23 protein-coding genes and 1 pseudogene are annotated in these 22,908 nt (G+C 48.2%); 13 read left to right on the top strand and 11 right to left on the bottom strand.

Going from position 1 to position 22,908, the window contains the following annotated elements:
* Positions 1 to 131: 131 nt before the first annotated feature.
* From N4J56_RS40660 to N4J56_RS40650, 3 genes are all read left to right on the top strand, one after another.
* The gene (locus N4J56_RS40660) at positions 132 to 1,223 is read left to right on the top strand and encodes an alpha/beta hydrolase (RefSeq protein WP_317112750.1); all 1,092 of its coding nucleotides are present in this window, start codon (positions 132 to 134) and stop codon (positions 1,221 to 1,223) included.
* Between the two features lie 23 nt (positions 1,224 to 1,246).
* Positions 1,247 to 2,023 (top strand): SDR family oxidoreductase, encoded by a 777-nt coding sequence (locus N4J56_RS40655; RefSeq protein ID WP_317112749.1) that lies wholly within the window; start codon positions 1,247 to 1,249, stop codon positions 2,021 to 2,023.
* A 111-nt stretch (positions 2,024 to 2,134) separates the two neighbouring features.
* On the top strand, positions 2,135 to 2,878 hold the full coding sequence (locus tag N4J56_RS40650) for an SDR family oxidoreductase (protein WP_317112747.1): 744 nt from the start codon (positions 2,135 to 2,137) through the stop codon (positions 2,876 to 2,878).
* Positions 2,879 to 3,224: 346 nt separating this feature from the next.
* Here N4J56_RS40650 and N4J56_RS40645 read toward each other — a convergent pair whose 3' ends face one another.
* Entirely contained in the window at positions 3,225 to 4,880 is a 1,656-nt protein-coding gene (locus tag N4J56_RS40645; RefSeq protein ID WP_317104600.1) for an IS1182 family transposase, read from the bottom strand.
* A gap of 72 nt (positions 4,881 to 4,952) precedes the next feature.
* On the opposite strand from N4J56_RS40645, the gene N4J56_RS40640 reads away from it, so the two are divergent.
* Entirely contained in the window at positions 4,953 to 5,273 is a 321-nt protein-coding gene (locus tag N4J56_RS40640; protein ID WP_317112745.1) for a tyrosine-type recombinase/integrase, read from the top strand.
* A 66-nt stretch (positions 5,274 to 5,339) separates the two neighbouring features.
* Here the strand turns inward: N4J56_RS40640 and N4J56_RS40635 are convergent, their stop codons facing one another.
* The 6 genes from N4J56_RS40635 to N4J56_RS40610 form a co-directional block, all read right to left on the bottom strand.
* Positions 5,340 to 6,377: an aldo/keto reductase gene (locus N4J56_RS40635; protein ID WP_317112744.1), complete on the bottom strand. Its 1,038-nt coding sequence runs from the start codon at positions 6,375 to 6,377 to the stop codon at positions 5,340 to 5,342.
* A 49-nt stretch (positions 6,378 to 6,426) separates the two neighbouring features.
* Positions 6,427 to 6,885, bottom strand: a complete 459-nt coding sequence (locus tag N4J56_RS40630) for a nuclear transport factor 2 family protein (protein WP_317112743.1) — start codon at positions 6,883 to 6,885, stop codon at positions 6,427 to 6,429.
* A gap of 17 nt (positions 6,886 to 6,902) precedes the next feature.
* Positions 6,903 to 7,445, bottom strand: a complete 543-nt coding sequence (locus N4J56_RS40625) for a nuclear transport factor 2 family protein (protein ID WP_317112742.1) — start codon at positions 7,443 to 7,445, stop codon at positions 6,903 to 6,905.
* Positions 7,446 to 7,478: 33 nt separating this feature from the next.
* The gene (locus N4J56_RS40620; protein ID WP_317112741.1) at positions 7,479 to 8,378 is read right to left on the bottom strand and encodes an SDR family NAD(P)-dependent oxidoreductase; all 900 of its coding nucleotides are present in this window, start codon (positions 8,376 to 8,378) and stop codon (positions 7,479 to 7,481) included.
* 96 nt (positions 8,379 to 8,474) lie between these two features.
* Entirely contained in the window at positions 8,475 to 9,323 is an 849-nt protein-coding gene (locus tag N4J56_RS40615; RefSeq protein WP_317112739.1) for an AraC family transcriptional regulator, read from the bottom strand.
* A 740-nt stretch (positions 9,324 to 10,063) separates the two neighbouring features.
* Positions 10,064 to 10,402, bottom strand: coding sequence for a hypothetical protein (locus N4J56_RS40610; protein ID WP_317112737.1), 339 nt, complete (start codon positions 10,400 to 10,402; stop codon positions 10,064 to 10,066).
* A 126-nt stretch (positions 10,403 to 10,528) separates the two neighbouring features.
* Between N4J56_RS40610 and N4J56_RS41800 the strand changes: the two are divergent.
* Both N4J56_RS41800 and N4J56_RS40590 read left to right on the top strand, forming a co-directional pair.
* A pseudogene (locus N4J56_RS41800) lies at positions 10,529 to 11,471 on the top strand (cytosolic protein).
* A 132-nt stretch (positions 11,472 to 11,603) separates the two neighbouring features.
* Positions 11,604 to 12,560 (top strand): tyrosine-type recombinase/integrase, encoded by a 957-nt coding sequence (locus tag N4J56_RS40590; RefSeq protein ID WP_410500882.1) that lies wholly within the window; start codon positions 11,604 to 11,606, stop codon positions 12,558 to 12,560.
* Between the two features lie 186 nt (positions 12,561 to 12,746).
* On the opposite strand, the gene N4J56_RS40585 is transcribed toward N4J56_RS40590, so the two are convergent.
* From N4J56_RS40585 to N4J56_RS40575, 3 genes are all read right to left on the bottom strand, one after another.
* On the bottom strand, positions 12,747 to 13,001 hold the full coding sequence (locus N4J56_RS40585; RefSeq protein WP_317112729.1) for a CopG family transcriptional regulator: 255 nt from the start codon (positions 12,999 to 13,001) through the stop codon (positions 12,747 to 12,749).
* A 6-nt stretch (positions 13,002 to 13,007) separates the two neighbouring features.
* On the bottom strand, positions 13,008 to 13,628 hold the full coding sequence (locus tag N4J56_RS40580) for an AAA family ATPase (protein ID WP_039718890.1): 621 nt from the start codon (positions 13,626 to 13,628) through the stop codon (positions 13,008 to 13,010).
* Between the two features lie 84 nt (positions 13,629 to 13,712).
* Entirely contained in the window at positions 13,713 to 13,877 is a 165-nt protein-coding gene (locus N4J56_RS40575; protein WP_317112725.1) for a hypothetical protein, read from the bottom strand.
* Between the two features lie 116 nt (positions 13,878 to 13,993).
* Between N4J56_RS40575 and N4J56_RS40570 the strand changes: the two genes are divergently transcribed.
* The 7 genes from N4J56_RS40570 to N4J56_RS40540 all read left to right on the top strand — a co-directional run bounded on the left by N4J56_RS40570 (position 13,994) and on the right by N4J56_RS40540 (position 20,923).
* Entirely contained in the window at positions 13,994 to 14,512 is a 519-nt protein-coding gene (locus tag N4J56_RS40570) for a DUF6398 domain-containing protein (protein WP_317112724.1), read from the top strand.
* A gap of 110 nt (positions 14,513 to 14,622) precedes the next feature.
* A complete protein-coding gene (locus N4J56_RS40565; RefSeq protein ID WP_317112723.1) occupies positions 14,623 to 14,964 on the top strand; it encodes a DUF433 domain-containing protein in 342 nt (113 codons plus the stop codon).
* Complete coding sequence (locus N4J56_RS40560) at positions 14,954 to 15,316, top strand: DUF5615 family PIN-like protein (protein ID WP_317112722.1); 363 nt, start codon at positions 14,954 to 14,956, stop codon at positions 15,314 to 15,316. Before N4J56_RS40565 ends, N4J56_RS40560 begins: the two co-directional genes overlap by 11 nt.
* 286 nt (positions 15,317 to 15,602) lie before the next feature.
* Positions 15,603 to 17,246, top strand: coding sequence for a helix-turn-helix transcriptional regulator (locus tag N4J56_RS40555; protein ID WP_317112721.1), 1,644 nt, complete (start codon positions 15,603 to 15,605; stop codon positions 17,244 to 17,246).
* Between the two features lie 321 nt (positions 17,247 to 17,567).
* Positions 17,568 to 17,828, top strand: a complete 261-nt coding sequence (locus N4J56_RS40550) for a hypothetical protein (RefSeq protein ID WP_317112719.1) — start codon at positions 17,568 to 17,570, stop codon at positions 17,826 to 17,828.
* Complete coding sequence (locus N4J56_RS40545; protein ID WP_317112718.1) at positions 17,825 to 20,002, top strand: hypothetical protein; 2,178 nt, start codon at positions 17,825 to 17,827, stop codon at positions 20,000 to 20,002. The genes N4J56_RS40550 and N4J56_RS40545 overlap by 4 nt, the downstream gene beginning before the upstream one ends.
* 363 nt (positions 20,003 to 20,365) lie before the next feature.
* The gene (locus N4J56_RS40540) at positions 20,366 to 20,923 is read left to right on the top strand and encodes a hypothetical protein (RefSeq protein WP_317112717.1); all 558 of its coding nucleotides are present in this window, start codon (positions 20,366 to 20,368) and stop codon (positions 20,921 to 20,923) included.
* 1,321 nt (positions 20,924 to 22,244) lie between these two features.
* Here N4J56_RS40540 and N4J56_RS40535 read toward each other — a convergent pair.
* Positions 22,245 to 22,589: a hypothetical protein gene (locus tag N4J56_RS40535; RefSeq protein ID WP_317112716.1), complete on the bottom strand. Its 345-nt coding sequence runs from the start codon at positions 22,587 to 22,589 to the stop codon at positions 22,245 to 22,247.
* Between the last annotated feature and the right edge of the window lie 319 nt (positions 22,590 to 22,908).

The following is a 22,908-nucleotide window of genomic DNA, read 5'->3' as shown; positions in this document are numbered from 1 at the left end:
AGCCAGTGCAAAATCACCCCTGGACTCTACCCGAATTAAACGTCGCGATGTCATCGACATGACCCTGCTGAAGGCAGGCGCGTCGAACCGAAGCTCACTCGCTAGATAAACCCACACAAATGGAGAACTCAATGAAACACCGGGTTCTAATACCAACCCTCTTGATAAGTGCAATCTGCGCAACGGCGGCATCTGCACCCGACAAAACACACGTCTCGCGTAAGAGCCTCCAAGCACCCGTACAGCAGTCCGCTGTGGTCGAGGGGGCGGACAACTTCTATAAGAGCGACAAGGTGACCATGCAGAAGGTTACATTCAAAAACCAATACAACATGCAAGTTGCCGGGAATCTCTTCATTCCCAAAACCTTGAATCAGACCGCTAAGAATCCGGCAATCATTGTCGGGCATCCAATGGGCGCAGTAAAAGAACAGAGCGCAAATCTGTATGCCCAAAAGCTGGCTGAGCAGGGATTCGTCACCTTGTCCCTAGATTTGTCCTTCTGGGGCGAGAGTGAGGGGCGGCCTCGCAACGTTGTTTCGCCGGATATTTATGCCGAGGATTTCAGTGCTGCGGTCGATTTTCTGGGCACCCGGCCATTCGTTGATAGGGACCGGATTGGCGTTCTTGGGATTTGTGGCAGTGGGAGCTTCGTCATTAGCGCTGCCAAGATAGACCCCCGCATGAAGGCTATTGCGACGGTCAGCATGTATAACATGGGTGCGGCCAATCGTAACGGGCTTAGGCATTCTATGTCCCTCGAACAGAGGCAGAAAGCCATTGCAGAGGCGGCTGAGCAACGCTATGCGGAGTTCACGGGCGGCGAGACCAAATACACAAGCGGGACCGTGCATGAATTGAATGAGAACTCCACCGCCATTGAGCGTGAGTTCTATGACTTCTACCGCACTCCCAGGGGCGAATACACCCCCGAAGGTTCGTCGCCGAAACTGACAACGCATCCGACACTGACCAGCAACGTCAAATTCATGAACTTTTACCCGTTCGATGACATTGAGACGATTTCGCCGCGTCCCATGCTGTTCATCACGGGTGACATTGCGCATTCTAGGGAGTTCAGCGAAGACGTCTACAAGCGCGCCGCCGAGCCAAAGGAACTCTACATCGTTCCAAACGCGGGACATGTCGATTTGTACGATCGGGTGAACCTGATCCCGTGGGACAAGCTTGCGTCCTTTTTCAATCAGCATCTCAGTCAGTAAGCGAGCAACTAACAGGAGAAAACATGCTACCCAACTCGAATGGAAACTACACAGGCAAGGTAGCCTTTGTCACCGGAGCAGGAAGCGGCATTGGCCGCGCGACAGCGCTAGCGTTTGCCCGTGAGGGCGCTAATGTAGTGGTCGCTGACATTTCAGAACAGGGCAATCAAGAAACGGCCCGCACGATCGAAGAACTCGGCGGGCGAGCAGTCGCCGTCAGGTGCGATGTAACGCAGTCCGAGGACGTGAAGGCAGCTCTAGCCAAGAGCGTTGAGGCTTTCGGGCGGTTGGACTTCGCCTTCAACAACGCGGGCATCGAGCCGAGGAATCCGGCTCCGATCGCGGAGTACGAGGAGGAGGAGTGGAACCGGATCGTTGACATCAACCTTCGCGGCGTTTTCCTGTGCATGAAGCACGAGATCCCGCCGATCCTCAAGCAGGGAGGCGGTGCGATCGTCAACACGTCCTCGGGCGCGGGAATCATTGGCATCAAGGGCAGCCCCGCGTACACTGCCGCGAAGCACGGCGTGATCGGTCTCACCCGAGCGGCTGCCCTTGACTATGCCGCGCAGAACATCCGCATTAACGCCGTCTGTCCCGGCTACATCGACACTCCGATGATGGGTCGCTTCACCGGCGGCACGGACGAAGGGCGCGCGAAGGTGATCGCAGAGGAGCCGGTCGGACGGATGGGCAAGCCTGAGGAGATCGCCGCGGCCGTCATCTGGCTGTGCTCGGACGCAGCTGCCTTCGTCATCGGGCACGCCATGGTCATCGATGGTGGCCAAACGGTGCAGTAATGGTCGGTTTTTTGCTGATGCCACATCGAACCGTCGGCGTGCCCTTAGCCGCTGATTGGCAAGTCCGAAGAAAGCCCAACTCAGTAATTACTCAACAAAAAGAGGAATAAGATGATTAAAGACAAAGTTGTGATTATTACCGGCGCATCATCAGGGATTGGTGAAGCAACTGCGAAATTGCTTGCAAGTAAAGGCGCTAAAGTCGTATTGGGTGCACGTCGCGAGCAGCAATTGAGACAACTGGTTGATGAAATTCAAACAGCTGGCGGACAAGCAGTCTATCAAGTGATGGATGTGGTTAACCCATCCGATCACGCCCAGATCGTCAAGCTTGCTAAAGAAACATTTGGAGGTGTCGATGTGATTTTCTTGAACGCTGGCATCATGCCAAATTCTCCACTTTCTGGATTGAAAACTGATGAATGGAATCAAACAGTTGATGTCAATATCAAGGGTGTCCTCAATGGTATCGCTGCTGTATTGCCAACGTTTATTAGCCAAAAATCTGGGCATGTTATCACAACTTCATCGGTGGCTGGATTAAAAGCTTATCCAGGTGGTGCGATCTATGGTGGGACGAAATGGTTTGTACGCGATTTCATGGAAGTTCTACGCATGGAGTCTGCTCAAGAGGGGACTAACATTCGTACTGCAACAATTTATCCTGCTGCAATTAACACCCAGTTGTTAGATCGGATTACCGACCAAGATGTGGCTGAGAAAATGACTCAGTTGTATGAGCAATATGGCATCTCACCCGCTCGAGTAGCCAATGTTGTGGCGTTTGCAATTGACCAGCCAGAAGACACAAACGTGAACGAATTTACGATTGGCCCAACCACGCAGCCTTGGTAAGGATAGTGCTGATGGTTAGGCACTCGTGCGACCGCGGCAGTGAAAGAGATTACCTCTGGCGACGCAGAGTCGGTATTGGAGTGTGTGAGAAACCAGTCTGCAATGGCAACAGCGAACAGCTTCGCTCTCACCGAAGGCAACGGCATTGCGCGTTCGGAGTGATCGGGTATGTTGGCGTGCCGCATGGCAGCGGTCACAATTTCAATCATGAATCAGCGATTGCAACTGGATGCCACTTAAAGAGAAAAATTTTCTAGAACCCACTCACACGTTAGCTTCTAGCTGTCGCGTGGCACTTCGTTGCAGCTTCGCTGATACTGTTGGCGAATTCATGGGAGAAAAAAAGCTACGCTATTTGGGGCTTAAGCTCCATAAATCGAGAGTAGCGAGTTTGAGCCAGTGGGATAGCTGAGAGCCAAGCAGACAAGCGAACCAAATTGAGAGCAGTGACAATCAGGATATGCTGAAGATGTGTTTTCGCCAATCCAACATATCGAGACTGCCTTAAGGCAGAACGTCTCACGCCTTGCGATAATGTTCCCTCCACTCCCGCTCGTTGCTGGTAGAGTTGCTTAAACTCTGACGTTTCTTGCACCTGCCGTCGCTGACGTAGAGCGTTGTATTTGGCTTGAGGTTGTAATGTCAATCTTCGGGCAGCTTTAGAGTGGGTACAACGTTTTCGGACTGGACAATGACGACAATCAGCTTGAGAAAAGTGGACGTGAACGACTCTCAAGCCACGATTGTCAATCTTGGGTCGCCAAATGATACTTTGATGCCCTTTAGGACAGGTGACGACTTGATTATCCCAATCCACTTCAAACTGCTCAGCAGAAAACTTAGAGTTATTTTGGGTCTGCCAACTGGGATTGATACGAACTTTTCCAAGCAGTTCGATTCCATAGTTTGCCTGACTATTAACAATATGGTCAGCTGTTACATACCCTGTATCCACCAAATGCTCTTCGGGTAGAAGTGATTTTTTCGATAGGCTTTGATGGACAGATTCAACGACTGCATCATCAGATATTGTTGATAGGGTAGTGCATACTCCAGTGATGAAGTGCGGACAATCCCGATCGCAAGTTTCAGTGAGGTGAACTTTGTAACCGACCCAATCAACACTACGTTTGGAACTGTAATGCGCCTCTACATCATAGGGTGAATGAATTGCCAGTGTGGATGGTGGCATGTCTTTGGGCGAGCGCCATTGCACGTTCCCGTCTTCAGTGGGTGCGTAAAATTGTTGCATCCAAATCCGTCGCAGTGTCTCAACGGCTGGAATTTGTCGCATCCACTCTGGAGTAGCCCAATCGTAAATTGCATCTAACAACGCAAATCCATCCTTGCCAATCGTGCGACCCAATTCTTCTCGCTCGCTGTCTAACTTAGGCAACCGATAGTTCTCGGTGCGACGACTGTAGCGGTCAAACCAAGCATCTTGTAAATGCTCTTCCAGCCAATCTGGAGCTGCGACAGCTAAACTATTGAGTGCAGCACGAAATGTTTCTCCCAACGTTTCCAGTCGATTTAGAATCCGAATGGCAGCCAGAACATGAGTTGAATCCGTCCGTTGCCGTTTGTGTCCTTTGAGCAATCCCTTGGATCGTAATTGCTCCAACAACTTGTCCAGCAGCTCTTGTTCTGCATTGCCTGCAATTAGACGAGTGCGAAATTCACTCAAAATTGAGTAATCGAATCCTGGATCGCTCAGGGAAAGACTGAGTGCATATTTCCAATCAATCCGCGCACGAACAGCATCAGCAGCTTGGCGGTCAGATAAATTCTCTATAAACTGCATTACACAAACAAGTGCCAGTTGCCAAGGAGCTTGAGCAGGTTGTCCACGTTTAGAAAATAGTGATGCGAAGGTTTCATCTTGGTAGATGCTGCCAAGGTTATCCCGAATTTGGATGTAGAGATTGCCTTTAGGAAAAGCTGCTCTTGCAACCACTACCGTATTCTCTGGAATCGGAGGAATGGTTTGGGGTTGCATGGACATATTGCACCTCCACTAACTAGCTTGGTCTTTACCTTAATCCTACGCAAGGCAGCTAATTCTGATTTTTCTCTCATGAATTCGCCAACAGTATCTTCGCTACCTTTACCCCTTGAAGAGCAAAAATATTTTGGAATGCTTAGACAGCAAAGTTTTCGGCAATCGCGTGCCAGCTCTCCCAGCATCACCAAAAGTGGACAAGAGCCAAGTTCGTGCAATTTTGCACCTTTTCCTGTTCACGCACATATGCTGCGACATGGAACGGGCTATTATTTAGCCAACCGAGGTACTGATACTCGGATAATTCAAAGCTACCTTGGGCATAGCAATATCCAGCACACGGTACGTTACACCGAATTAGTATCTAGTCGGTTTCAAGGGCTTTGGGATGGTTAATTTTTGAAAATCCTGTTTAATTGTCGCCCAGCAGCTCCCCCGAAATTTTTCGCTCTCTATCTCGGCTCAACCCCATTCAGCATCAAGACTAGCTTTGACCTTTGCATCCCAACCCATTGCTTGCATCCAGCCAGGGTAGAGGAGTTGCGGCTTAGTCAGCGTCTCTAGCTGGTCAATCTCAGAAGCTGATAAGTTCAGTTTGATAGCTCCCAAGTTATCGTCCAAATGCTGCATCTTGTTAGCGCCGATGATGACTGAAGAAACAAAAGGCTTGGTGAGCATCCAAGCGATCGCCACCTGTGCTGGAGTTGCCCCATGATTTTGCGCGATTTCCTTCAGCACATCAACCACCTCATAACCCTTCTCGACATCAATGGGAGGAAGCTTAAACTCGTTCAGCCTTGCTCCTTCTGGTGTGGGATTTTCGCGGGTATATTTTCCACTCAAAAAGCCGCCTGCTAAAGGACTCCAGACTAACACTCCAATGCCTGTGTCTTCGACAAAAGGCACAATTTCATGCTCCAGATCCCGTCCTAGAAGCGAATAATACATCTGCGCTCCCACAAAGCGAGCGTAGTTCTGCCTTTCTTGCAGCCCTAACAGACGGGCTGCTCTCCAAGCCTGGAGATTGCAGAATCCTACGTAGCGCACCAGTCCCCGCCGGACTAAATCATCCAGGGCACGCACGGTTTCTTCGGGTGGGGTGAGGGGATCGGGAATGTGAATTTGGTACAGGTCAATGTAGTCTGTGCCTAAGCGCTTGAGGCTGGCTTCAGCAGAGGCAAGAATGTGACGGTAGGAAAGTCCAGTGTTGGTGATGGCGTTGCCAGTACGGAATCCTACTTTAGTGGCGATGACAGCTTGGTCACGGCGATCGCCTAACGCTTTGCCCAACATCATTTCCGATTGTCCATTGGTGTAGGCATCTGCCGTATCAAATAGATTGATGCCTGCGTCTAACGCTTGGTTGACCATTTGATCCGCGATCGATTGATCGATTTTATTCATCACTCCGGGTACGAGTTGCCCTTCGCCAAACGTCATGGCACCAAAAGCGAGACGTGAGATGACTAATCCGGTGTGTCCTAGTGTTGTGTATTGCATAGAAAAAGTTCCTAATGCTGAAGTTGTGAATAAGTTAGTGCTTGGAACGTTAGTCATTTGTTAGGCTAAAGCTACGGGCAAGCTCCGATGCATCGCCAAAGGCTTCGGTCATCACAGTTGGGTTATAGTATTCACGAAATAAAGTGATGCGTCCCTCTCGTAGGTGGAACAATCCGCAGTAGTGATTGTTATACGGGCGACCCGTTGCCAATACATCAATTTCGCCTCTGTATTCGGCTACAACCCAGTTTGGATCGAGCATCGAATGAATCACTAAATCAGGAAATGCTATTCGTCCATACGCTTTGGGTAGGTTGCTGTAGTGCTGGCGAAGGGCTTCTCGTCCCTCAACTTTAGTCGGGAATCCTGGCGGTGAGAATGGCATTTCTTGCACTGCCTCAATCGTCCATAGCTCAATCCAGACATCCATGTTTTTCTCACATAGAAGCCGCAGAAAGTCACGGACTGTTTGCTCATTCGTTTGACGAATTTCTTGTTCAGTTGGCATTGAAACTCTCCTTGCAATTAAGCTAAGCGATCGGGCAACGGTTTCAGTGGATATACCCGCGAGTAGAAAGCATCGGCGGCGTGTTGATCGCTGGGAAAATTGGTTGCCTCAACAATGCGATTGTTTTGGATACGAAACAACAAAGCCCAAAGAATATCAATATTGTCGCGTTCCATATTGCTATAGCCGCGATGCACATCCACAACATAAGAATCATTGCCGCCTAAAAACAAAACATCTGCTTTAAACTTGGCTTTGGCTAGCTGTTGAAAAAAGGCAAAAACTTGATCTTGTCCTCGGTGCACGCCTGCTAGGGAATGATGCCCTGGAATTCTCCAAACAATATTAGGAGCAAAAATTTGACTGACGGTTGCGAGGTCGCCTCTGCCATAAGCATCGTAGTAACGCTTGACGACCGCGACGTTGGGATGATCTGTACTTGCATTTGTCGGTGCTGCTGAGGCTTTCTCCCCAAAAAGATTTTGACTGCCAAGAAGAAACGAGAAACCAGAAATAGCACTCAAATTTAAAAATTCTTTTCGAGTCGGTTGATTTGGCATAGCAATGAAGTAAGTAGTAGGTTTAATTGCCGGCTATTTCGCGAGGTAGCCACCTGTAACATCGATGTCAGTGCCTACAACGCAGGTAGGATCGGCGGAACTCAACCACAGCACTGTTTTAGCAATCTCATCGGATTGCACAATTCGCTCGATCGGATAGTCTTTAGAAACGGTGTCAAAATCAGTTTTCCAAGCTGCCAAAGCGCGTCGAAGCATGGGAGTATCGACCGCACCTGGAGAAATTGAGTTAACGCGAATGTTCTTGTCTGCGTATTCTAAGGCGGCAACTTTGGTTAGAGACATAATGGCGTGTTTGCTAGCACTGTAGGGCGCGATCGTGGCAAAGCCGACATGCCCGGAAACCGAGGCGTTATTAACGATCGCGCCACCTCCCTGCTTAAGCATCACTGGAAGTTCGTACTTCATCGATAGAAACGTTCCCGTTGCATTGGTTGTCATCACATTCATCCAATCGTTTAAAGATTGTTCAGCGATGGTGAATGGCTTACTCTCGATTCCAGCATTATTGAAAGCGATGTCGATCCGACCATATTTTTGAACGCAAGTATCGACAAATGACTTAACGTCTTGTTCATTGCGGACATCGGCTTTCTGGTAGCTTGCTCGTCCTCCTTGAGCATTGATTTCTTGAGCAATCTTGTTTCCAAGTGCTTCGCGCCGACCGCAGAAATGCACGATCGCACCCTCTTTGGCAAACATCCGAGCGGTAGTTTCTCCAATCCCAGACGTAGCTCCGGTAATTAAAACAACTTTCCCTGCAAATCTGCCGCTATTAGCAGTGTTGGCAGCAAGGGGCTGTTGAGCAGTCGCTTGAGCGTTGTGAGTCACGCTGGCAATTGCAGCCGCTCCCGCAACCGTGCCACCTGCCATAATGAGTTTGCGTCGATCGATGCCGTTTGTCTTTCGGGTCACTTTGGATTCTCCTAACCATTCACTGATGTCTTCAGGTTAGAGAAATAACCCTCGTAATTCACGACCGATTCTTGCTCGGTTTTGTCGAAATCTTGCTCAAAGACTATCGCGATAGGCTTTTGGAGTTGTGCCTGTAGCTTTGCGAAATTGCGCTGTAAAGTGACTCTGATTCGAGAACCCCACTCGCTCCGCAACTTCAGACACTGAAAGCCGCGTTACAGACAACAGCATTTTTGCCCGCTCGATTCGTTGCTGGGTCACATAGCGGTGCGGCGACTGACCCATTGCTGCCTTAAACTCACGAGCGAAGTGAAACTGACTCACGTGAGCAACCGTTGCCATCCTGGCGATCGTCAGGTCAAGAGCCAGGTTCTCTTCAATAAAATCTTTGAGCTGTTTGAGCATTAGCCCATTTAACGACCCTGTTTCTAGCTTGGGCTGAGTCATCAATCCGCTGTAATTTCGCAGTAGATGCACCGCCAATACATTCGTCAGCGACTCAGTAAACAGCTTTCCAGCCAATCCACCGTTGAGCAGCTCGGACTTAAACAGGTGCGCTATATGCAGAATCGTTGGATCTGCAAATAAGACCCGGTATTCAATTTCCACATGATTCGAGAGTGAAGACTCTGTTGCCACTCGGCTTAACAGCTGAGGATTGAGGGTCAGATGTACACATTCGCTATTTCCCTCACGGTACGACCAGACAAATTCGCTCGATGAGTAAAGAAAAACACTTGCGGGCATCAAGGGTGTTGTTTGGCTAGACCCTCCATCTACACGCCACACCACCCGCTCTTGGGGAGCCAGTGCCACACCGATCGTCTGCTTCGGAAACGTGGCATCATAGTCGCCGGTTTCGTCCGAGCGCATATACTCAACTGTGATACCTTCCCAATTGGCTTTCAGATAATCTTGGTGGTGGGGGATACCAATAGGCTCCATGAGTCATTATCCTTACTCAATTTCAGGCAAAGTCAAGTCGTTTCATCCGCCAATATAGCGATTTTTTCTTGAACGTAGCAGGGCTAAAGATAGCTGCGCTGCAACTCGGTGCCCTACAATCCTCAAAAGGCTTGAGCTACAAAGCTTTCAGACAAATTTTGTGGGACCTTGAATTCGGCTGAGGTGAAATTCAACTCGATCTCTGAATTGCTGACTCTAGCTGGACGAGAGCCCTTGCATGGCACTTCGTTACCGCCTCGCTATCATTGCCCCATATACTCGCCTAACTTCTCGTGATAGGGGGGCGGTAGGTAGCCCACGACTCTAATGTTGTTGGTCGCCATTGAGTATGCTATATTTGTGCTTGATTCGTGCTACTCTTCCAGCCTACTCCTTTGCGCTCTCGTATGCCAAATCTGATTTCAGGTGTGCGATCGCAGCATACCCTCACCCAGATTTAGAGCGATAACCCACCACACGCAAGTCCGCTCCCCAGTTGGTGGAAACCATGTTTTCTCGACCTAGACATCGACTCTTACAATCCAGAGCGCTCTCTATTCCCCTCGCGAGTCATTGTAGCTTGGGGATTTGCTTCATCAGTTCGTTGATGAAGCGGTCAAGGGCTTTGGCAGCAGCTTTGTATCCAGGCGCTTGCCTTCCTAGTTTCAGCTCCTTCATGACGCGAGCGCGGATGGCTTCAAACTCTGGCTGCTGTTGCCTGAGAGCGGAGTTTTCCGCTCTCAGGCTTTTGACTCCCCCATCAGTTCTGTCTCCACTTCTGTTAGACGCTGCAATACAGTAGCTTGCACTAGGTCGGTTAGCTGGGATACCTGGTTTTCTAGCGCGGTGACAGTTTCGCTTAACTGCTGATGCCTAATAATGTCTTGCAGTGTTACTTCAGACTGAGTGGATTGCTGACTCAAGGCATTGGCTAGCCCTAGCTCTATTAACTCAACAATGGCTTCGGAGCGATTGCCCTTGGTGTTGGCAGTTGCATAATCCAGAACCCGTCTGAATATTTCATTGGGGATTCTGAGTGTTACCGATTCCGACTTGCTGGATGATGGTGTTTTCGCCATGACTAACACTGCATGACATTGAATCACACATATACTGTATCATACTGCTCAGATAGTATCTGGCAACTAGGTCTGATATTTAATCACAGTGCAAGGCAATAGCCGACGAGTCACAAAGCACTAACCATGACCCAATCCCCGATCCCTTTTGACAGCCCTTGGAAAGACGCAATCGAGCGCTATTTTGAAGACTTTATCCGATTCTTTTTCCCGCAAGCTCATGGGGAGATTGAGTGGAGACTAGGCTATGAATTTCTCGACACAGAACTGCAACAAGTCGTGCGGGATGCAGAACTAGGGCGGCGGCTGGTCGATAAGCTAGTCAAGATTTATCTTCAAGGCGGTGAAGAAGCTTGGGTTTTAATTCATCTAGAAGTCCAGAGTCAGCCGGAAAGCGGCAAAGCCCGAGCGGATGTATGTGTACAACTACCGCATTTATGACCGTTACAAGCGGACAGTGGTGAGTCTAGCCGTGCTGGGTGACGAGCGAAGAAGCTGGAAACCAAATCAGTTTGGCTATGAGCTATGGGGTTGTGAAGTCAATTTCAAGTTTCCCATAGTGAAATTGCGCTTACTACAAACAACAGTGGTCAGCGTTAGAAGCCAGCCGCAACCCTTTTGCTACGGTGGTCATGGCGCATTTGAAGGCGCAAGAAACACGCAAGAGATGCAACTGGGCGTTTTGCGAGTAAGCTAGCTATTACCCGACGGCTGTATTCGCTGGGCTATGAGCGGGAGGATGTCATCAATCTCTTCGGGTTTATTGACGCTCGTGATGAGCTTACCTGAAGAATTAGAGCAAGAGTTTCAGCAGCAAATACAGCAATTAGAGTCGGAGAGGCAGATGCCATACATCACAAGTGTAGAGAGAAGTGGTATTAGACAAGGACTGCTAAAAGGTATATTCCTGGGCTTGGAGCTGAAATTTGGCAATTCTGGCAATAGCCTTAAGCCGGAAATCTCTCGGATTACTGACGTGAACCTATTAGAAGCAATTCTAGAAGGGCTGAAAACAGCGAACACAATGGAAGAATTGCGTCAAATCTATCAACACTCGACACATGAGTGAAGTTAGGGACATTCGAGGCACGCGCCAAATTGATTTGTCTATTGAGCGCAATTGAATTGGCAAGCGGTAGAGCGCTCTGGTTGAATAGGTTATGGAAACTCAAATTTACCTAACCCATTGCGCCCGCCCGTAATGACACAATCGAGCACGTCACCATCTAACCTAGTTTTAAAGTGCGCCACCCCACTCACACTGCAACCCGCTGCGGTCTATCTATCTAGTTTGACTCCTGGCTCGCGGCGAACTATGGGTAAGGCGCTTGGGGCGATCGCTCGACTGTTGACCAACGGACAGTGCGACGCGCTGACTTTGGACTGGGCTGCTCTAAAATATCAACACACGGCGGCGCTCCGAGCCGTGTTGATGGAACGATACAGTCCCGCTACAGTCAACCGAATGCTCTGTGCCTTGCGACGCACTTTGAAAGAAGCCCAGCGGTTGGGGTTGATGAGTGCCGATGATTATGCTCGTGCGGCGGATATTCCCAACGTGCGGGGCGATTCCCCTCAAAGAGGACGAATCTTAAAAACCAGTGAAATTGCAGCTCTCCTGAAAGTTTGTAAGGATGATCCTACACCAGCGGGTGCTAAAGATGCGGCAATCATTGCGATTTTAAGTGGCTCTGGATTGCGGCGCTCAGAGCTTGTGGCTCTAGAATTGCTTGACTTCAGCCCCGAAACGGGTGCGTTGATTGTCCGCAAGGGCAAGGGAAGTAAATCTCGCACAGTCTACCTGCCAAAGGGCGCTGTCGCTGCGGTTTCTGACTGGCTCAAAGTCAGAGGCGATGCACAGGGCGCTCTGATTTGTCCGATTAGGCGCGGCGGTCAGATCGAGCTGCGGAAGATGACTGACCAGGCGGTAATGATGATGCTGCAAAGACGGGCAAAACAAGCTCTAGTCGCTGCTTTTTCTCCTCACGATTTCCGGCGCACCTTCATTAGTAATTTATTAACTGCTGGTGCTGATGTTATAACTACCAGCCGTCTTGCCGGACACGCCGATCCAGCCACTACCCAAAAATACGATCTGCGGGGGGAGGAAGCCAAGCAGCAAGCCGTCCAGCTATTGCATATTCCTTACGAGCCGTGAAAAGTTTCTCGCGGTGAAGAAGGCAGTTTTGACTAAGAAAATTTGCTAGTTTGATAGCAAAGTAGCAAAATAGTATCACCGATTGTCACCGCTTTTGAATAGCTGAATGTCTTTAGAAGTAGGGTTTGAGGTCTTGAACCGAACTCCGTTCGTGTTGCATCAGTTTGATAGTTTGATAGTTTGCTATCAAGCTATCGGTGGCTTCCCGTATTTGCGAAATAGGTCATTAACTGCTTCAATCAGCAGATCGTGAGCGGACACCCCTTTATCGGTAGCCAGGTGTTTGAGTTGTTTCCATGCCCCTTCATCCAAACGCAATGTCTGTCCTTTGCGCTTTGGGGATTGTTCTGGCTCTTCTGTGGGTGAAAGCCCCGCCCTCACGGGCGATCCTGCTCCCTTGTTTAGCGTCAGGTCTGCTAGGCTAGGTGTTTTTTTCGCCATGCTCGCTTACTCTCCTAATAGTTGTTGTATCCATTGCCAGCTTCCAAGAATTTCTGCTGCTGCTTTTCCTTCTGCCTCAATCTCTTTTGCTACTCGACCATCAATCAAGGCGCGACTCAAGGCAATTCGATTCAGGATAGCTACAGGACAGATGGGTAAACCATAGCCAGCCAGGGCGGTTCTAGCTTCTTCAGTCACTCCTGAGCGAGCAGGAGCCTGATTAAGAACAACCACTGCTGGTTTGCCAATCCCCCGTAGCAATTCCACCGTGCCACCAATAGCTTCCAAGTCCAACACCGAAGGTCGTGTGGGAATAACCACTAGATCTGAAACCCGCGCTGCATGAACTGCCTTGGTGTCAATGTCGGGAGGGGTGTCGATGAACACTAGGTCTATGCCATCAGCACGGCAAGCCTCTATGTGTTCTTCAATCGTCCCAGGTTGGGACTGAATCAGCAGTGGGGTTTGGGCTGGGCGTTTGGCAAACCATGACGAACACGATCCTTGCACGTCCATGTCTGCCAAAACAACTCGCCGACCAGCTTGCTCTGCCTCGACAGCCCAGTGTAGGCTCAGGGTTGATTTTCCTGACCCCCCTTTACGGGACAACAGGCTGACTACTTTCATTTACTATTTTGATATTTTGATAGCAAGATAGCTCAGTTATCTCACCCGCTTGCCAGATGTGTCAAGAAGCGATTCCACGTTAGTTCAAAGGAGCGCGATCGCCTGATGGGGGTAATGATAGCAAACTATCTTGATATTTTGATAGCAAATAATCGTGCCGAATCGATCGATCGATCCGGCGCGATTCGGGGAGTTAAAACAAGAGCGCCGCTCTAAGGGGTAATGGCGGCTCATAACAGCGAAAGCCACTATTGCTCCAATTACCCAGAGCTGCGAATCTTTGGGAATTAGCCGCTTTACCTACTACAGGCGGCTGCACAAAAACTAAAGTAGTTTACAGGAGTGGCAACTACTAGGAGAATTGCATGAGCCAACAGAGTGCCGAACGAGTTCCGAAGCAAATGCAAGCCAAATTTGAGGAAATCGTCAGCCTCACCGATACCTTTTGCCAAAAGCATCTCAACGAAGAATATGCCCAACTGTGCCGAAAACTGGCAGCGGCGTTGAGTCGGAAACGTCCTTCACCCTTAGTGAAAGGCAAGGTTAACACTTGGGCTTGCGGTATCGTCCATGCACTAGGCATGGTGAATTTTCTGTTTGACCCAAGCCAAACACCCCACATGAGTGCTAGTGAAATTTACCAGCAGTTTGGGGTGAGCCAGAGTACAGGCTCAGCCAAGTCCAAGCAGGTGCGAGACGCGATGGATATGTACCAAATGGACCCAAAGTGGTGTGTCCCAAGTAACATAGACAAAAATCCCCTAGCCTGGATGGTCTCAATCAATGGCTTGATTGTGGATGTCCGTAATGCCCCGCGTGAATTCCAACAAGAGGCATTCCGCCAAGGTTTAATTCCTTATCTGCCAGAGGATGAACAAAAGTAAGGAACAGAAACTAATTGCTAATACTCTACACGGTTGCGAGCGCAAAAATCACACCCTTAGAGACTGGATAATCGACAACTCTACCATTATTCAAAAAGGAGTATTAACCGATGCAACTAGAAGATTACTTCAACTTTCTCGCACCCAATGACATTCGGTTGGCTGGCTCCCGTATCGGGATTGAAACCATTCTATATGAGTACATTTATCGCGCTCGGACTCCAGAAGAAATCGCCCAAACTTACCCTTCCATTACATTAGAACAAGTCTACGCCACAATTCTCTATTACCTGCATAACAAAGAAACTATTAGTAAGTACATTGCTGATTGGTTAGAGTATTGCCTGAAATCAGAGCGAGAGCAGGATGAAAATCCGCCTGCCTTTGTAGTCAGACTTCGCAAGTTGAAAGCAGAGCGAGGAGCAGCCACACAGGTTTTAAATGAGCATTAATTATTTACTGGATGAAAACTTACCTCCCCTGTATAAAGTGCAGCTTCTCCGTCGCCAAAGCGATCTAATCGTTTGGATGATTGGAGAGCCTGGAGTTCCCCCTACAGGCACATTAGATCCAGAAATTCTGTTGTGGTGTGAGATCAACAACTTTATTTTGGTCACAAATAACCGCAGTTCCATGCCCGTACATTTGGCAGAGCATCTAGCCCAAGGACACCAGATCCCAGGAATTTTCGTCCTGCGTCCCAGAGCAGAAATCGGGCAAGTCCTTGATGACTTAATTCTAATTGCTTTGGCAGGAAATGAAAATGAATATCAAGACCGAATTGTTCATATCCCTCTGAGTTAATTGGGGCGGATGTAGCAAAAAACTCTATTGGCGAATTCAAAAACGAGTCAAACGAGCATGGCTTACTCCCCGTTCTGGGGTTCACAAAGAATCTTTCTACCGTGTTAGTGCAAATAATTGAAAACAGTCAAATTTAGGGAGTGAATTTTTCTCTAATGCTTTGAAAGTAGAACAAGCTAAAGTCGCTTTATTGGGAAAAATTTTGCAAAATTAGAATAAAAAAAGGCTTAGTTGAGATAAAATTATGTTTATTTAAAGTAAAAGATTATAAAACTTAACTGGGGCTATGATAGACTCTACTAATTCTAAAAGCAACCTAACTAAATTTATCCTGAATCTCAGTAATTCAGAAAAATCTGCTCCAATTAATCAGATTAATATTAGTGCGGAAATTGATACAAGTTTATTTGTTGAAAGGGAACAATTGATAGAGGCGTTACGAGCTGGCTTCTTAGAAGGCATTAAGGAACTAGCTAGAGATACGGCTATCAGATTGATTAAAGATACATGGGGTCAGCCTGTTCGCTCTGGAGATGAAGCCTATGTAGAAGAAATCGCCGCACAGATAGTAGAGAGCTTTACGGCTGATTTAGAACAAAACACAGCTTTGGAAAGTATAGCTGACAATGTGCTTTCGTCAGCAATACCAGTTACAGAACCACAGCTTCATTCCATAGTTCCTATCCCCTCATCAGCCGTAATGTTTTCCAGCATTGAAGCTTACATAAGAAAAGACTTATGGCAAAAGAATGAGAACGGCATAGCCTATTTGCACCATAGAGCTAAAGGGAACCCCAAAAATTACATTGAGCATTACATCTCTAGCCCAGGCGATATTACCATGCTTCCTTGGGATGAAGCTCAACAAATTATTGATAAGTTTGGCTTTACAACTGCCAAGCTCCACCTGATTTTTGCTGCCCATGCTATGAAACAGGAGAAACCTTGGGAAAGTAAATTTAATCTGAAAGCAAGCGATATCATCCAGGAATTTGGCTGGGATAAAAATCACAAAAAACCAAAATCAGAAAAGCTGCTAGAGATTGCTACCACAGCCTTTGCCCTTGATTGTTTGATAGTCAAGGCTGTTTGGGTGGAGGGGAGAAACAAAAAAGGACAAATTATAGGTAGCGCTCCTGTAGGAAGAATGTGGAACGTCCAGATTAAACCTATCGGTCAGTTTAATTTTGAAGGGAAGATAGACAATCCTGATGAAGTCTACATCACAATACAGCCAGGATTGTGGACTCAAGATTTTTTGAACCGAGCTGGAGCCAAATCGCGGGAAGCTTTATATCAGTTTGGCTACTTAGCCCAGCAAGTTTTGAAAATCGATCCTTACCATGATGAACTCGCGCTAAGGCTGGCTATATATCTAACATTGGATAGTCGGGTTCGCCTTGATGGAAAGTACAAAGTACGGGAGCTATTAGAAATTACATTCCCTAAATCGGTTATAGATAACGCTCGGTTAGACCGCCGCAAAGCCTATGACCTAAAGCAGCGTTGGGATAATGCAATGAAGCTACTGCTCAAGCTGGGCTGGCAGATCGCTTTTGACTCAGAAACCTACCCCGAAGGGCTAAGACCAGAATCCAAGGATAAGAAGCCTAAAGGCTACCTAGATAATCTGCTGGATGCGAAGTTAACTATCAAGCCCCCCACTCCTATCCCTGAACTCATAGCATCCAAGGTAAAACTTAAGGTAGAACCATTACAGTCCAAAGCAAAGCTGAAGCCAGCTCCTAGCACCACCTTGACTAGCAGCCAAGTTAGAGAAGCCCGAAAAGCAAAAGGCTGGACTCAGGCTAAGCTGGCTGGTGTTCTTGGCGTGTCTCAAAACCTGATCTCCCTTGTTGAACGGGGTGAACGCACCGTCAATCCAGAACTAGCCGCCCAGATCCGAAATCTTCTGGATATCCAAGATTGAGTATTGCTACTTAACAGTTCCAAACTACCAGCCGATTATTACCCGTGGTTGGCTGGTTTTCTGTTTTAGCTTTGTTTTAAAAAAAATAACCCAAAAAATTAGCTTGAAATCATTACCGTACATAAGTTTGAGCTTTAAAACAAAACCATCCACATCCCCCGACAAAACCATCCACATCCCCCGACAAAACCATCCACATCCCCCGACAATCCATTTTTGAAACCCTGACTACATAAGAGTTTTAGCTTTTTAAAACAGCTCGGAGTAATAGATAAATAGATCAACTTTCCAACGCGGGCTTGGCGGATTTGGCATTATCAAGTGATGCCATCCACATTCCGCCCACTAAAGAGAAATTGCCCCATCTGCTCTGGCGCTCGACGTGACTGCCAAGAAAACACCCACACGGGGCTAATTCACTGCCGCCACGATGTCGCCGTTGCACCTGGCTACGTTTTTGATGTGCATGGGCGCATCATTGGCTGGCAGACCCGCTTTGACGATGCCCAAGAGAACAAATACAAGTGGCTGTCTAGCCGTTCTGGAAGCCGACCCAACAGTCCGAAGAGGAGGTCGGCATGAAGCTGCCTCCGAGAAAGAAAAAAATCTTCCCCCCAGTCTTCCCCACCGACCCAGTAGGGGCAGAGTTTTGCAAGTGGTTTTGGTCCAATAGCAGGGGTTGGAATTTCATCAGAAGTGACTTACCTGCGCCAGGAGAGAAAACCCGCTGGACAACTGAACCCTACCCAATCCAACCATTGGAACTGTGGCAGCGGCACGCCGACCCCCTAGAACTGCTAGGAGTTGGCTTCAAGAAATTTACGCGCTACTTGGTCATAGACATAGACCGTGGAAGCAAGTATCACCCGCTCAACGACGAAGCTAAGTATGCCGAGATACTGGCAATTCTGCGCTCTATTGGGTTGAATAGCCCCGTTGTCATCCGTTCCAGTTGGAGCGAGGGGTTGCACATCTACTACCCACTACCCAAAGCCATCTCCAGTTTCGGTATCGCTTGTGCTGTCAAATGGACGCTGTTTGACAAAGGCATTCTGCTAGGAGACGGTCAGCTGGAAACTTTCCCCAATACCAAAAGCTATGGCTCGGATGGCAACTTCGTGCAGTATAAGTGCCATCGGCTACCGCTACAGCCAGAATCAGGCTCGTACCTGCTAGACGCAATGCTAGAGCCATACTCTGATAGCGTTGAGGATCTGCTGGGTGAATTCAACACCGCCGCCGCACAACAAAACCTCAAGCTATTAACTCCAGTTATAGGACGAAGTTGGTCTCGCCAAACCGTGTCAAGCGGGTTTGGGAGTAGTGGTAGAGTAGAGACTTGGCGACGGCATCTAGAGCGTCGGATCAGCACGGGCTGGACAGCTTTTTCACAAACCAACGGCTTAATCAAGGACATTGCCACCTACGGGCGAGTATTCCTGCGGCTGTCGGGCTTTGATCTGATTGACTACACGGTGCAGACAGCTTTGAACGCCCCTGGATACGAGCAGTTTTGCCGCCACCAGCAGGAAATTCACCGCCGAGTCTCTGACTGGAGCCGATGCGTGGAGGCGTATTACTGGCCCAAAGGGTCAGAGCCTTGCCGCTATGGAACCTACGCTCTCCATTTCCACCAGGAACTAGCTAACGATTGCCCAGCAGCCGAGAACAACATAGTTAGCTTCAACGCCAGCAAGAGCGCCGAAGCACAAAAGCGCATTACTGTTGCAGTAGCACACCTAGAGTCGTCGGGCAATCTCCCCGCAACTGCCACAGCTAGGAGTTCTGCCATTATTGCCGCATCCAAGCACCTGACGGGAATCGGCATCAGTCAAACCACACTGCATAAGCCTAAATACTTAGGACTGTGGCATCCCGACCACTACCACCTACAAGCCCAAAAGTGTGTAATAGATTGCTATGAGCCGATTCCAGCCGCTCCAGCGGCTCAATCCTACCCGATTCTTCCCGACCCTTGGGACGAGCAGCCTGAGCCACAAGCCTTACCACAGCAAGCTTTGTCCGATAATTACACACCCCCCCCCTTAATGAAGGGTTTTTGTATACCGTGCTTGCCACAGGCAAAAGAAGATCCCCAACCCAATTCCACTGAGTCAGAAGCTAATTCATTAAACTCTTTAAATTCTTCTAACTCTTTACCAACAGAATCAAATAGCCTATCTGATAAGAATTACAAATCCCCTATTTCCGGCAGCGCGGCAGAAAAATTCCATAAACCAGACTTATCAATCGACGCATCTGGCATCGTGGATGCTACCACCATTGTCGCACCAGAGCAGCTACACGAGCAATCTACCTCACTGCAAAGGAGAGAGTCTTTTGGGGGGAGTGTGTCGATAGAAGATTGCCATCGCCAGAACCAGCCAAGTTTATCCAGCCTGTATGTACCACAGACCCCATCATCATCCAAAGAAGGCTGGGAATTGCACTCATCGGCTCCCAAGGCGGCTCCAAACAGTGAAAATTCACGGCTGCACTCAGCGGCTCCAGCTGACACGCAAACCATTCGCCGCCTCATCAAAATCCGGCTAATTGCCATACAACACGCTAAAAAAGCAGTTCAATCGCAGTCTGGAATTGAGGGAAGAAAATTCAGCCCCCAAGAGCGAGAGCAACGGGAAACCATTGCTAAAATGCGATTTCTTTGGGAGTCGGGCAAACCAGTTTTGATGGATGAGGTATTAGCTTGGGCTAGAGCCAATCCAGACCTACTACCAGAGGTCAAGCCTTCCTAGAACAGCGTAGGCGAGCGCACCCTTGCCTAAGAACCAAACTACTGTCACATCACTCTACAGCGACCACCAAGTTTAAACCAACTTGTTCTCAGTCAAAATAGCAGTAAATTTAAATGACCGCAATGTTTTAGCACATAAACATAAATGGCATTAACAGTAGTTAGTTATGCTAGTTCCATGTGTTCAACATTAATAGCACATGGCTTATGACTTGACTAGCAAATTCAACTTATGTTAAATCAATGCGCTCAAAAGCTGTACCACATTGTTTTTGACTGGTTAAGCAGTCATAACCATGCTTTGAAGATGCAATCAACAGTTAATCCACATTGGTTATACATGGACAAGCAGTAGGAGCAATGTATGGAAGAATCGGAAAAAAAGAGCGTACAAGTCACCACCTATTTACCAAAGGAAGTACTAGAGCAGCTCAAGAAATGGATGGATGACAACTACCAGCGCTCAGTCTCTCAAGCTGTATCGCTGATAGTAGAACACTTCCTCAAAAAAGACGGTCGCCCCCTCGGAGACACCGATCTCGCTCCCAGAGTAACCGCTCTAGAAGAAGAAAACCTACCGCCCAGGCTAGCGAAGCTAGAAATTCAGATGCAGTTGGTGAGAGAAGCCCTCATCGCCGCTGGAGCTAGAAGCCTAGCAACAGGTGTAGAAGATCATTTGGCAGAGAACACTAGTATCAGTAGCGGACAATTCACCTACACAGTCAAAGAAGCCAGAGAGGGGTTGAGTAAAACAGAAATCATGCGCCGCCTGGATATATCCCCAACCACATTGAAGCGGCAGGCAGAAACAGAAAGGATGACAGAAGAAAAATACTTAACCAAGATAACGGGATGGCAGTTGGGGACAGGAGAGCGCCCGAAATATTTCCCACCAACCCAAAGCTCCTCACCTTCTACATGACTCTAACTGCCAAAGAACACGCGCTCACGGCAGTCGCGCCCGTCGCTCAAATTTATTAGCTCCAAAGCTAGTCACAGTATAGCTTTGAGCGGTGTTTTTCAGCTCCAATTGGAGCGACAGGTGCTGCGACGATTAGGAGCCTCCGTAGCCCCGACTGCAAGGAGGGGCGCAGTGGTGAGGGATGGCGTGGAAGGTCGCCTTCCACAATCGCTCCGGCAGGAGTCGTTGGTCAAAGCGAAAGCGACTGCAATTGGACTGTATTTGATCTGAATCAACTGGTGATTAGTCGCTGTAATTGGACTGTAAGAGCGGCTGCAATTGGGCTGCAATTGGACTGCTCGATTGATGCCCCAAAAGGAAGTGTCCGTTCTCTAACGCTTTCACCCGCGTTTAGGCAAGCCGGAAAACAGGTGGTGAAGTAACGATGAGACGACGATGGGACGACGTAGTTATGCACTCGCTGTTGTCTTTTTGGTCTCAAGCGGTACATGAACGACGATGCGACGACGTACTGACGACGACGAAACGACAATGAAACGACAATGAAACGACAATGAAACGACAACCAATGTCACTCGCCCTAGTTTTTTCGGTCTCAAGCAGTGCATGAACGACAATGAAACGACAATGAAACGACAATGAAACGACAACACAAGTCATTCGCTTTAACTAGCTGTTTTTATGTAGCTAGAGCTGCCACTAACTTTCCCTAGATTTTCCCGAATAATTCCCTACCTTGCCCCAAGTAGAGTCAATGAAGGTTGGCTGATTCTCAATAAATGGCAGAATTTCTCAAGAATCTGAGTGAAGTGCCACCAACTTTCCCTAGTAATTCCCGAATAATTTCCTGAATAGATCGTGCGCGTGCCGCAGTTGCATTGGTAGGAGTAATGGTTAACGATTCCATGCGCTCTTTAAAAGCGCAATTGCAACGAGCGTCCACTCGCTTCTCACCCAACACCCAAGATGCGTTATCAAGAAAAGCGTGTGAGATTTCGACTATTCAATAATGCTAATCGCGGTTGGGGCGGAAAACTACTCTTAACAACTACCAACAGCTACCAATTGGTACCACGCACGGTACCAGTTGGTAACGCTTGGTAGTAGTCGTGGTTTTTGACCCAGAAAGACAATTGGGGTAATAGCGGGTCTGAGTGGGGTAATAGCGGGTAGCATTGAGGTAATTGTGGGTATGATTGCCCCAATATTGGGGATAATTGGGGTAATTCGCGCAGGCAAAGATTCCACCGGGCGGATTCAATAGTTTTCTCCCTACAGTGGGAGCGCGTTGGTGAATTCATTCGCGTCTCGTCACCGAATTCTATTCATCTTCATCCGACTCCAAAGTTTCAGGCAGCGAAGACATTCCCATATAACTCACTTCAAGATCGATGTTGAAACTCAACGAGTCTTTAATAGTGCCATCAACGCCTTCTCCATAAGTCTTTTCGAGTAGCTCGACCAAATCTTTCACCTGCTCAAACTCGTGAAACTCTTCCACCGCTCCATAAGCTGCCACTAAGTAGAAAGCGCGGAGAGCTTTCAAGATCATGTGACGGCGCTTAGTTGGTTTAAAGCTTTGCAGGTAGCGAAATAAAATTCCATCAGGGCTATCAGTGTTAGGACGATACCGAAAAGTAAAATCAACGAAGTCTTTATCGCTCATCTCAACTCCCAGAAAAATCAGTATTTATACTCAAGAAAACTCACCAAAAAAACGCCACTATAAATAGAACGAAGTGGCTATACTTGCCACTCTCTTGTAAAAATGTGGCAGTTTTTTCGAGAATTAGAGTCAAACAACTCGATGAAATATTTTTATTCAAGAGCTAAAAATCAGCTGCCAACTACCCCTCGCCACTTTATAGCAAAATAGTGGCTCATGTTGCCACTAAAATGAAATAATCTGGCAGTTTTTTTGAAGTCATTTCGCCCCATAGCACCTCTCGTCCCCGTCATCGACCACCACACCACATCCCCTAATT

This window comes from Chroococcidiopsis sp. SAG 2025, from assembly GCF_032860985.1.
Lineage (GTDB): Bacteria > Cyanobacteriota > Cyanobacteriia > Cyanobacteriales > Chroococcidiopsidaceae > Chroococcidiopsis.
This window is presented reverse-complemented; position numbering and strand designations above follow the sequence as displayed.